Here is an 11,731-nt window from a genome sequence, read left to right on the forward strand (position 1 = left end):
GCGGCGTTACCTCAGCTGGATAGAGGGTCTGACTACGAATCAGAACGTCATAGGTTCGAATCCTATACGCCGCACCAACTGAACTTTAAAGCCTCCGGTAACGGAGGCTTTTCTTATATCGCGATGCGTCGAAGATAGCATCAAGTGGTCAAAATGAGTAAAAATCAAATTTGATAACTTTTTTCGAAAAATGCTTGACCTTTATTCAGTCGATGTGCATAATAATCAACAAGTCGCGGCGTTACCTCAGCTGGATAGAGGGTCTGACTACGAATCAGAACGTCATAGGTTCGAATCCTATACGCCGCACCATTTGAGATTAAAGCTCCCGGCAACGGGGGCTTTTCTTTTGCGCCGGCTTGAGTGCTTTCGTCCAAAGGGACGATTTCCTGTCGACTCGTGTAAGATTCCGAGTAGATGTCGCGACTTATTCGCGACCACTCCTTCTTCAAGCGACCGATCAGGGTGATATTTCGTGGCAGAGCGTCCGACATACAAGCTCAGGTTTCTCGATCCCAAGAAGCACTTTCCGGCGATGCCCGAGCAGCCTGCGGGACGCTCATATGGCGTGGTCTGGAAACTCTTTGGCGAGGATCAGCATGAATCTTGTTATGTCGTCGAATTCGTTGGCAAAAGTCATGTGTCGCTTTTGGGCTACGTAAGCGTTTCGGGTGAGGTGTACAAGGTGGACCGCCCCGTCAGCGAGGCTCCGCTGCCCGACGATCCCGACATGCAGCTGATTCTTGACGAGTCCGATTCCAGCGTCGGTGAGATTGCGGTCAGGGGTACCGATGGGACGATGCACTCCCGGGCGCGAGTCATCGGCTCTCCCGAAGGCCCCATGCGCGAACAATCCGATCGCGAGACGTGGAATTCGACGCGCAGCCTTCGCTACGGCGAGTTCATGGCCTCGATGTTCTTGCGTTACGTGATATTCGCCGATTCTGAAAACGCTGTCTCAGGCACGGCAGACGGTGACGGCCTCGACGAGGGCATGAAAAATGCCGTCGACAAGATCAAACTTGTAAAACTCCCTGAGCCGGTTGAGGTGCTGCTGGGTTTTGATTCCACACCGCTGCCCGATGCAATCGAAACATTGCTCTACCGCATTGACCATACAGATAATCCAAGTGGCATTGAGCGCTATGCCGCCGCTTTGATGGGCGAAGTTGATCTGCCTCGCCTGCGCACCATCGCGGCCAAAACCGAAATGAGCCTGGCGCGCATCGATCGCTCGAGACTCTTCTATCTCAATTTTGACCGTAGCCTGCTGGACCAGGACGAGATCGATGCCCTGCTTGCCATCGAGTGCCGCCTGAACCGCCTATCGGGCATCCTTGAGCGTATTGGGGCAGGGTTGGGCCCCGTTGCCTCGTCGCCAAGCTTTGAGGGCTGCTCGCTCTTTGACCTATGGCATATCAGCAAGACGACAGGCGACGTTCCTCGCTTGCTCGAAACGCTGTCGAATGACAACCCGTGGGCCAAGCCGGGGACGGTTGCGTGCCAGCCGGGTGGCGAGTGGGACGTTCGCACCCGTTTTGCACGTATCGTAGAGGCGCTCAACGTGGTCACGCGGCTCGACTACACCTATCGAGCGAACGTCGCCGAGGGCATCATGTTGGTGCGATTTGGCCGCACGGTTGTCGATGCTATGCCGCAGCGCGAATACGATGCTCAAGATGACGCCTGGCGCGAGGTGGATGAGCCTAAGCGCGCAGCATGGGCCACTGAGCACGATGCGCGTATTGTGCTTACACTCGCGGCGGCTTGCTTTGCTTCGGGCGCTCGCATCACGCGCTGCTACGTGCAGATTGCGGCTCCCGACGGCGAGCAGGGCGAGCGTGTTGTCGCAACGTATTTCTTTGGGCGCGCGGCCTATCTGGCCGATTGCGTGCCTGTCGCCAAGGATCTTGAGAGCATGGACATGGACGATATGCCGTGCAAGCGTGTGCTTGAGGCGTATGAGTCAACCGCTCCGGAGACGATTGAGCCTGCGGAGGTTCATGCTCGTCCGCGTGATGACCATCGCACGCTGCCGCCGGCGCTGCGCGATCTGCTGCTTGCCGATACGGCTGACGAGTTGGAGGTCATGGAAGAGGACGACGACCCATACGTGGCCCGTGTTGTTGAATTGCGCGAGCAGGCAAAAGTTGACCGTACAGGTGCTTTTGAAGGCTTTTCCCGTCTTGTCGAGGAGCTGGAGGCTAAGTGCGCCGTCGCCGAGCTTTTGGCGACAGGTCCGGTTCAAACGCAGTTTTGCGATAACCAGCTGGTGCGCATGGTGCTACCGGTGTTGGAAGAAGACCGCTCTGTGCGAATCCTTCGTGCGCCCGATGCGCTGTACTTTGCCCAGCACGAGATCTGCAGTTTTTACGCCGAGCAAGAGGACTTTGAACGAGCGCTGCCCGAGGTGCGCCATCTTTACGATCTGGCGCGCTCGTCCATGCAATCGCACTTTGCGCTCATCAACGTGCTTGCGCGTCTGGAGCGTTTTGACGAGATTATCGAGGTGGCGCGCCACGGCCTACGTATTGCCAGCGATCGTTCTGCAATCGGCTACCTGTTCTATCGCTTGGCGTTTGCCTATTGGAATTGCGATCAGCTCGACCTAGCGCTGGCTTGTTACCGTCTGGTGCCGCGCGGTGAGGAATCGGGCAGTAGTGCGCTGGAAGAAATGCAGGGCCTTATGAATGAGATGGGCGTCAGCGAGCCTCCGACGTTCGAGGAGGCGGTCGAGACCATCCGCAAGGCTGGACTCGAGCTGCCGCCAGTGTCCTCCGTGACGAATCAGCTGGCAGATGCCGCTGTGCAACTGGTCGACAACGGCTTCTTTTTCCTGGCACGCGGTTGCATCTTCCAAATGTGGCGCACCATGGGCAACGACGAGCTCGGCTCCCTCAACCGCTCGCTGGGGTAGGGGCGATATAGAGGGGCCGCACCGCGCTATTTGTATCGGCGCGGGCGGGAGGACCCGGCAGGATCGGTAAGGCATAAAGCCGCCGAGCCTGCTAAAACTGTTAAACTCTGCTAAAGTTGTTAAACTTTGTTAAAGTTGTTAAAACTAGCAGAGGAGGGCAGAATGACGAAAGCTGTTAACCCCTTTAAGCCAACGGCGGGCATGAATCCGCCTGAGCTTATCGGACGGGACACTGTTTTGGATGACTTTGCCGAGGCTCTTGAGAATGGTCCTGGTGCCCCCGATCGACTCATGCGCATCTCGGGCGTCCGAGGCACAGGTAAAACGGTGCTCCTTAATGCATTGGGTGACCTTGCACGCAAAAAAGGATTCGAGGTCGTTGACGTTGCCTCCAATGCTGGTTTTTGCAATAGAATCCTCGAGGCTCTGCAGCGAAACGTTCGTCTTGAATCAATCTCGATTTCCCCATCGATTTTAGGGGTCAGCCTTGGCTCCATGGAGATGTCGAAGTCGGCCTCTCATCTGGGCGAGGCGATGTACGATGCTGCGAAGCGCGGTGGTCTGCTCATTACGCTCGACGAGATCCAGGATGCCTCAACTGAGGAAATGCGCGAGCTAGGCAATGAGATGCAGCTCTTGATCCGCCAAGGAGCGAATGTCGCTTTCGCTTTCGCCGGGCTGCCGACATCGGTAGATGGCGTGGTGGTGGATGATACGTTGACGTTCCTTCAGCGAGCCAAACATGTTGAACTTACTCGGCTTTCCGATTTTGAAGTTGGCGGATCGTTTGAGGATACGATGAGACGAGCGGGCAAGGAGCTCGACAAAGGTGCCGCTGAGCTATTAACGAAAGCTTCGGCAGGCTATCCCTTTATGGTCCAGCTGGTCGGATATTACGCTTGGCAGGTTGCTGCGCGCAGTGGGGCGGAGAGCGTGAGCGAAGAGGCGGCTCGTAAGGGTATCCAGGCGGCTCTTGATAGCTTTAATGCTATGGTGATTGCCCCAGCGCTGCGCAGGGTGTCGGAACGGCAGTTTCAGTATCTCGCGGCGATGGCTCAATGCGAGGGCGTCGATATCGCCAACGGCGATATCGCCAAGAAGATGGGTTTGTCGGCGAACAAAGTTGGGTCATATCGCAAGCGTCTGATCGATGCGGGGTTGATTGAGCCCGCGGGCTATGGCTGTGTTTCGTTTGCAATTCCGTACATGCGCGATTATCTGTTGGAGACCGTTCGAGAGGACTAATAAAGACTGGAGGCATCGACGCCGCCGCTGGGGTTGCCCCCGTATCTTTGTCTCAATCTGTAACATCTAGAGGGGATTACGGCATGCAGGTGTTTCAGATTGAGACATTTGCGGATGGCGCCGACTGTTTGTCTAAATCTGTAACCTCTGGACGAAGATTTGTCCTGCAACTGTTACAGATTGAGATGATTGGCTGAGACGTCTACTGGCAAATTGGAATCGCTCCAAAATTTCCCCTTGCCCATCCTTGGCTGTTTGGTTACTATAGAACGGCTGTTACGGAGAGCTGACCGAGAGGCCGAAGGTGCTCGCCTGCTAAGCGAGTATGCCCCAAAAGGGCATCTGGGGTTCGAATCCCCAGCTCTCCGCCAGTTTAACTTTAAAGAAGGGTCCCATTTGGGGCCTTTTTTTTTGTACGGAGAAAGGAGGCTGGGGATTCGAACCCGAGAGGGCACGGGCGTTAAGCAAACGCGAAAGCGTTTGTAGCCCGTGGGCGAAAAGCCGCCAGGCTTTGAAGCCGGAGGGCATGCGTAGCATGCCCGGACATCCCCAGCTCTCCGCCAGTATGAATTGAAAGAAGGGTCCCATTTGGGGCCCTTTTTTTAATTAGGAGAATGTTAACTGGGGATTCGAACCCTCAAAAAATGAGGCGCCCCGTTGGACGCCTCTCCAATCTCAAATGTAATGTTCCCCCAGCCCTACACCTCGGGCGCCTTGGCTACGGTCTCGCTCTCGGCTGTGAGCGGGCGGTTGTCGATGCGGCGGCCCAGGCGGTCGAGCTTCACAAGGAGCCACTCAATGGGATTCGGCCCTGCCCCTTCCTCGTCGGCAACCAGGTCCATGACGGCGATCTTGGTGCCGTCCTGCTTGAGCGTAACGCTGCCCACCTTGTCGCCCGCATGCACCGTGCCCGAAAGATCGTCGTAGCTAACCTTTTCGGTCACCTCGCCGGCAAGGGAAAACACGGTCGCTTGCGCCGTAGGATCGGCGAGTGTGGCGTCGATTGTCTTATCCGTCCAGTCGGTTTGGCCAACGCGCGCCATAAGCGGGTTGCCGTTGGCGGTCTTTTCCTGCGTGTTGGCGATTGCGACCGTCACCTTGTGGCCGTAGTACCAGTTGGCAAGGGTGGCGGTATCGGTAAAGCGCTGATCGGTGGTGGTGGAGTTCAAAATAACGGTGTAGATCTCGTCGCCGTCGCGGTTGTAGGCGCTCGTAAAGCAATAGCCCGCGTCGTCGGTGGTGCCGGTCTTGCCGCCGATGTTGCCATCTTGGCCCAGCAAATAGTTATGCGTGTCCATGGAATGCGAATGGTCGGTGCCGTCGGCGCCCGTGACCTCGATCCAGGAATCCTCGCTCGCTACGACCTCGCGGATCGTGTCGTTTTTCATGGCCTCCTGCATCATCAGCGCTACGTCGTGTGCGGTTGAGTGCATATTGCCAGCCCACTCATCAAAGTCCAGACCATGCGGGTTTTCAAAAAGCGTACCGGTGCAGCCGAGCTTCTTAGCGCGCTCGTTCATGGCCTTCACAAATGTGGCCTCGGCGTCTTTGGTCTTGGGGTCGATCTTCTTGCCCACATATTCGGCGAGCACGATGGCGGCGTCGTTGCCCGAGGGAATCATCAGACCGCGTAGTGCCTGCTCCACGGTAAGCTCGTCGCCTTCGAGCAAGCCGGCGGTCGAATTACCCACGGTGGCTGCGGCGTTGCTCACCGTGACCTTCTCGTCCATCTTGCAATTCTCGACGGTTAGGATTGCGGTCATGACCTTGGTGATCGAGGCAATCTTGACCTGCTCATCGGCGCCGCGGGCATAGTAGACGGTGCCGTCTTTGCCCATGACGAGGGCATTGGTCGCATCGATATCGGGCAGGTTTTCGGCCGTGATACCGCGCACATCGGCGGTTTTGCCGCAAACATTGTCGGTCGTGAGCACTTGGGCGCCGGCGACGGTGGGCACGCCGGCGGCAAGGGCGATAGCGCAGACAAAGCCGGCGGCAAGCCGGGCTGAGCGCTTTGCAAAAGAGGTGAGGGACTTCACAGATTTCGCTTTCGACGGGATGGTCTCTTCTGAAACTAGAGTATATCATTTGCCGGCGTCGGCGATCATCGCGTGCGTGCGTGGCCCACATCCGCTCCCGAACGGGCGCAAGGGTGCTTAAGGCCGACTTAATCACCCACGCTTGTTGTGTGTGGCGTGCGTCGCCTCGGGCATAATGGAGCGCGAGAGGAGCACGCATGAACGAGCGCATACTGGTAGTTGATGACGAGAAGGCCATCGCCGACTTGGTTGGTATCTACCTTACAAAAGAGGGCTTTGATGTCCAGATTGCCTATAGCGGGGCCGATGCTGCCAAGGCAATCTTGGAGCAGGAGTTCGATTTGGCGCTGCTGGATGTCATGCTGCCCGATATCGATGGCTTTGAGCTGCTGCGTACGATCCGTTCCAGCCATACCTATCCCGTGATCATGCTGACGGCGCGCGATGCCCAGCAAGACAAGATCGAGGGCCTTTCGCTTGGCGCGGACGATTACGTGGTTAAGCCGTTTCGTCCTCTGGAGCTCATCGCGCGCGTGCACGCTCAGCTTCGCCGCTACACCAGCTACGGTAGCCGCGCACAGGCGGCCGAGTCGCCGACCCTTCAGCTCGACGGCTTGGAGATCAACCGCGATGCTCGTTCCGTGACGGTGGACGGTGCACCGGTACGCCTCACACCCACCGAGTATTCAATCTTGCTGTATCTGGTCGAGCATCGCGGCAGCGTGGTGGCCGTGGAGGACCTGTTCCGTGCGGTGTGGAACGAGGATTTTATGCCCGGCTCCAACAATACGGTGATGGTGCACATTCGCCACTTGCGCGAAAAGATTGGCGACGACGCACAAAAGCCGCGCTTTATCAAAAACGTCTGGGGCGTCGGCTACATCATCGAATAACGCTTTTCGCTTGTGAGGATCTTGATATGACAAAAGACGATAGACAAGCGTTCGAGGTGCCCGATCGACTCTTTGATTACGTGAGGTCGGTCGTCGACAATCGCGCGCTTGCAACGGTGCTGCTCTTTTTGCTGACCCTGCTGCTGATTGGCATTGATAACATCGCTGGAATCTTGGCGGTGCTGCTTGTCGGCTTTTTGCTGATCGATCGATTTGAGATCGTGCGCCGCTGCATGGTGATTGGCGGCGCCGCGTGGGCCATGACGTTGGCGATTGGCGCCATGGCGCTCGGCGGCATCGAAGGGCCGGTGCTGTTCGATGCCGGCTTTGTATTCAACATGCTTGGCTTTGTGCTGGCGCTTGCCGTGTGCGTGCTGTTCTTGTGCGGCCGCGCCCTGTACTACCAGGGCTACGAGCAGGGCGAGCAGCATGCCGATTGTGTGCTGGCTGCTCGTATTCAAGATCGCCTGATCGATCACCCCGACACCTGGGACAACATCGACGGCGACTTCTTGGAGGTCGAGGGCGCCCTTAACCGCGTGCGTGACCGTGAGCGCAAGGTGCAGCAAGCTCTGCGTGACGAGTCGCATCGCAAGGACGATTTGGTCACGTACTTGGCACATGACCTACGCACCCCGCTTGCCAGTGTGGTGGGCTATCTTTCGCTGCTGCAAGAGGCTCCCGAGCTGCCGGTTGAGCAACGTGCGCACTTTACGGGCGTGGCGCTCGACAAGGCGCACCGGCTCGATACGCTCATCGAAGAGTTCTTCGATATCACGCGCTTTGACTTCCACGATATCGTGCTCACGCGCGGCTATGTTGATCTGGGGTTGCTGCTGGCTCAGGTGACTGACGAGTTCTATCCCATCCTCAACGAGCAGCATAAGGAAGTCCAAGTTGATATTCGCGAGGACCTGACGGTGCTCGTGGATGGCGACAAAATGGCTCGCGTGTTCAACAACATCATGAAAAACGCTATTGCCTATAGCTATGAGGGCTCGACCATCACGATCGAGGCCAGACGCCGGGACGGCGGTGGCGTGCGCGTGCGCTTTATCAATCAGGGCGATCCCATCCCTGAGGCAAAGCTCAAGGTGATCTTTGAGAAGTTCTATCGCCTGGATGCGGCGCGTGCGACCAATCGCGGCGGCGCTGGACTGGGGCTTGCCATCGCCAAGGAGATCGTATGCGCGCACGGCGGTACCGTTGCATGTGAATCGACGCCCGAACACACGATATTCACCATCGAGCTGCCCGCCGCATAGCCAGTGTGCCCTTACAAACACTTGACAATGCGCTCACGTGCATATGAGCCGCGATTCCTACTATCGATACTGCTGAATTGATATCGATGTGGAGGTATGCGGTATGACGGCTGCTGCGGCTGTGGAGCCCACGGAGCTTGAAGAACTCATGAAAGCGCAGGTCGAGGCCGCGCGCGAGCGCGAGGTTGGGGATGCGACTCGCCCCACGGCAGAGGATCTTGCCGCCTCGCCGACGCGTATCGATGTCGAGGGCCTCGACCTGTTCTATGGCGACCACCATGCGCTCAAGGACGTGAATATCAAGATCCGCGACAAGCAGATCACCTCGTTCATCGGGCCTTCGGGCTGCGGAAAGTCCACGTTGCTGCGCTGCTTTAACCGCATGAACGACGGCATCAAGGATTGCCGCATCGAGGGCAAGATTGCGCTCGATGGTCAAGATATCCTGGGCGACTACGACATCTGCCGCTTGCGCCAGCGCGTGGGCATGGTGTTCCAGCGCCCCAACCCGTTTCCCATGAGCATCTACGACAACGTCGCGTATGGTCCGCGCGGTATGGGTGTGCGCGATCGCGTCGTGCTCGACGAGCTGGTCGAAGACTCCCTGCGACGCGCCGCCCTGTGGGATGAGGTCAAGGACAAGCTCAAAGAGTCGGGTCTGGGTCTTTCGGGCGGCCAGCAGCAGCGTCTGTGCATCGCCCGCGCACTTGCCGTGCAGCCCGACATTCTGCTGATGGACGAGCCGACCTCGGCACTCGACCCTGTGTCGACGCTGGTGGTGGAGCAGCTGGCCTGTGAGCTCAAAGAGACCTGCACGCTCGTGGTCGTTACGCACAATATGCAGCAGGCGGCGCGTATCTCCGATTCGGTCGCATTCTTTTTGCTGGGTGAGCTGGTGGAGCACGCGCCCACCGCGCAACTCTTCAAGAATCCGACCGATCCGCGCACGGCGGATTATTTGACGGGGCGTTTTGGCTGATACCATCTAGTAAAGGTACCTTTAGGGTTAAGATGCGGTCATGCCGGCCGCAAAGGGGTTCAACATGATCTATTACGTCGAGGACGATGACAACATCAGGGATTTGACGGTCTATGCGCTGCGCAAGCAGGGGATTGAGGCCGAAGGCTTTTCGTGCGACGGTGAGTTTAAGGCTGCCGTGGCGCGACGGGTACCCGATGCTGTGCTGCTCGACATCATGCTGCCCGATACCGATGGCTTGGCGATTATGCGTCGACTGCGTGCCGATCGCCTGACGGCGACGGTGCCCATCATGATGCTTACCGCCAAGGATACCGAGCTCGACAAGGTGATGGCGCTCGATGGCGGTGCCGACGATTACCTGACTAAGCCGTTTTCGCTCATGGAGCTTGCGAGCCGCTGCCGCGCACTGCTGCGTCGTGGCGGCATGGTCAAGCAGGCGAGCGATGTGCTCAGCGTGGGCGACATCGTGCTCTCGCCCAGCCATCGCGAGGTGACCGTTGCCGGCGAGCCGCTTAAGCTCACCCTGCGCGAGTTCGACCTGCTCGAGTACCTCATGCGCAAGCCCGGCGTGGTTTTTACCCGCGAGTCGTTGCTGCAGAGCGTGTGGGGCTGGGACTTCGACGGCGGTTCGCGCACCGTTGACGTGCACGTGCAGACGCTTCGCCAAAAACTGGGCGAGCATGCCAGCGCCATCGAGACCGTGCGCGGCGTGGGCTACCGCTTGGCCGAGCCTTCTGCCGGCGATGGTGCCAAAGGCGACGACACCGCGGCCACCGCATCGGAGGAGTAACCCGTGGTCTTCGCCCCCCAGGGAAAACATACGCTGTCGCACCGCGTTTTTGTGACGATCTTTGTCTGCGCCATGGCGGTTATCGTGGCGTTTACGGTGCTGGGTGCGTTCTTTGTGCAAAACACCTTGGCGGATGCCACGAGTGCCAATCTGGCGCAGGAAACCGAGCTCATTGCTGCCGCTCTCGACGAACAGCAGGAGCCCATCCCGTTCTTGCGTAGTCTCGATCGCGAGGACTTGCGCATCACGCTGATTAACAAGGATGGATCGGTTGCCTACGACAACGAGGCGTCGCCTTCCACACTGCCCAACCATGGCGATCGCCCCGAGGTCATCGAGGCCTTTGAGAGTGGTTTGGGTTCCGCGGAGCGCGCAAGCTCTACGCTCGACGAGATTATGCTGTATCGCGCCGTCGCCCTTGATAACGGCCAGGTTGTCCGCTTGGCGCAGGCCCAGCCTGGCGTTGCGGCGATTTTGCTGTCGATGGTGGCGCCGATGCTGCTTATCGCAGCAGCGGGTGCGGTACTCTCGTTTTTTATGGCGCGCCGCGAGTCCCGTGCCATCATCGCGCCGTTGCAAGAGGTGGATTTGGACCACCCACGCCGTAGCTATGAGCACGCCTATGCCGAGATGGTCCCCATGCTTGAGCGTATCGAGTCGCAGCGCCAGGAACTCAAGCGCCAAATGGCGGTGCTAGCGGACAACGACCGTATGCGCCGCGAGTTCACGGCGAATATCACCCATGAGCTCAAGACGCCGCTTACGGCGATTTCGGGCTATGCCGAGCTCATCGCAAACGGCATGGTCGAGGGCGAGGGCGACCTGCGCAACTTTGGCGGTCGCATCTATCGTGAGGCGGGCCGCTTGGCAGCGCTTGTCAACGATATCCTTACGCTGTCTAACTTGGACGAGGCCGAGCGTGCAACTGAGGGCGAGGCGGTGCCCATTGGTTCCACGGAGCCTATTGAGCTCTCGCGTGCCATCTACGCGGTTGAGCAGCGTCTTGAACAGGTCGCCCGTCAGGCGAATGTGACGATAAGTCATGAGACCAAGCCTGTGGTCATCGAAGGCGTGTCGCGCTTGATTGACGAGCTCATCTATAATCTGGCGAGCAACGCCATCCGCTACAATCGACCCGGCGGTACGGTTACGCTGCAGTGCGGCACCAACGACGAAGGCCATCCGTTCCTTGCGGTCGCCGACACGGGAATCGGTATCGCGCCTGAAGAACAGGGCAAGGTATTTGAGCGGTTCTATCGCGTGGACAAGAGTAGGTCCAAGGCGCGCGGCGGAACCGGTCTGGGGCTTGCCATTGTCAAGCATGCGGCCCTGTATCATCACGCCACGCTCGATCTGTCGAGCGAGTTGGGCGTGGGAACCACCATTACGGTGACGTTTCCCATACAGCAGGACGAGCCATTCGCATAGCGATACAACATAGGTATTGATGTAGACGCCGCATTTGACTTTCGGGTGCGGCGTTGTTGTGCAATTTTACGATTGCTTCCGACATTTTTACAGGAGGGTTGATTTCCGATCTCAGCCGAACACATTGAGCAAATAGGCCATTCCCGCAGTTAGCTGAACGCCCCCGCGGCCC

The 11,731-nt window shown here is 58.2% G+C and carries 8 protein-coding genes and 3 tRNA genes; 10 read left to right on the forward strand and 1 reads right to left on the reverse strand.

Translation table 11 applies throughout. The features are described 5' to 3' along the window. From AB5Z25_RS01105 to AB5Z25_RS01125, 5 genes are all read left to right on the forward strand, one after another. Nucleotides 1-77, forward strand: a tRNA-Arg gene (locus tag AB5Z25_RS01105). 158 nt (nucleotides 78-235) lie between these two features. Next, a tRNA-Arg gene (locus tag AB5Z25_RS01110) sits at nucleotides 236-312 on the forward strand. Nucleotides 313-475: 163 nt separating this feature from the next. Continuing rightward, nucleotides 476-2,917: a tetratricopeptide repeat protein gene (locus AB5Z25_RS01115; protein ID WP_368134584.1), complete on the forward strand. Its 2,442-nt coding sequence runs from the start codon at nucleotides 476-478 to the stop codon at nucleotides 2,915-2,917. A gap of 162 nt (nucleotides 2,918-3,079) precedes the next feature. After that, nucleotides 3,080-4,162 (forward strand): DUF8462 domain-containing protein, encoded by a 1,083-nt coding sequence (locus AB5Z25_RS01120; protein WP_055285935.1) that lies wholly within the window; start codon nucleotides 3,080-3,082, stop codon nucleotides 4,160-4,162. A 280-nt stretch (nucleotides 4,163-4,442) separates the two neighbouring features. Further along, a tRNA-Ser gene (locus tag AB5Z25_RS01125) sits at nucleotides 4,443-4,533 on the forward strand. Nucleotides 4,534-4,860: 327 nt separating this feature from the next. On the opposite strand, the gene AB5Z25_RS01130 is transcribed toward AB5Z25_RS01125, so the two are convergent. Beyond that, nucleotides 4,861-6,201, reverse strand: a complete 1,341-nt coding sequence (locus tag AB5Z25_RS01130; RefSeq protein ID WP_368134585.1) for a D-alanyl-D-alanine carboxypeptidase family protein — start codon at nucleotides 6,199-6,201, stop codon at nucleotides 4,861-4,863. A 197-nt stretch (nucleotides 6,202-6,398) separates the two neighbouring features. Between AB5Z25_RS01130 and AB5Z25_RS01135 the strand changes: the two genes are divergently transcribed. From AB5Z25_RS01135 to AB5Z25_RS01155, 5 genes are all read left to right on the forward strand, one after another. Beyond that, nucleotides 6,399-7,094: a response regulator transcription factor gene (locus tag AB5Z25_RS01135; protein ID WP_349087718.1), complete on the forward strand. Its 696-nt coding sequence runs from the start codon at nucleotides 6,399-6,401 to the stop codon at nucleotides 7,092-7,094. Nucleotides 7,095-7,120: 26 nt separating this feature from the next. Next, nucleotides 7,121-8,359 carry a sensor histidine kinase gene (locus AB5Z25_RS01140; RefSeq protein WP_368134586.1) on the forward strand — a complete coding sequence of 413 codons (1,239 nt, stop codon included), beginning with the start codon at nucleotides 7,121-7,123 and terminating at the stop codon, nucleotides 8,357-8,359. Between the two features lie 103 nt (nucleotides 8,360-8,462). Beyond that, nucleotides 8,463-9,338 (forward strand): phosphate ABC transporter ATP-binding protein PstB, encoded by an 876-nt coding sequence (pstB, locus tag AB5Z25_RS01145; protein ID WP_368134587.1) that lies wholly within the window; start codon nucleotides 8,463-8,465, stop codon nucleotides 9,336-9,338. Nucleotides 9,339-9,402: 64 nt separating this feature from the next. Further along, entirely contained in the window at nucleotides 9,403-10,131 is a 729-nt protein-coding gene (locus AB5Z25_RS01150; protein WP_117786111.1) for a response regulator transcription factor, read from the forward strand. 3 nt (nucleotides 10,132-10,134) lie between these two features. Next, a complete protein-coding gene (locus tag AB5Z25_RS01155; RefSeq protein ID WP_271734519.1) occupies nucleotides 10,135-11,559 on the forward strand; it encodes a sensor histidine kinase in 1,425 nt (474 codons plus the stop codon). Nucleotides 11,560-11,731: the final 172 nt, after the last annotated feature.

Origin of the sequence: Collinsella aerofaciens (assembly GCF_040910325.1) — a bacterium.
Taxonomy (GTDB): domain Bacteria; phylum Actinomycetota; class Coriobacteriia; order Coriobacteriales; family Coriobacteriaceae; genus Collinsella; species Collinsella aerofaciens_BL.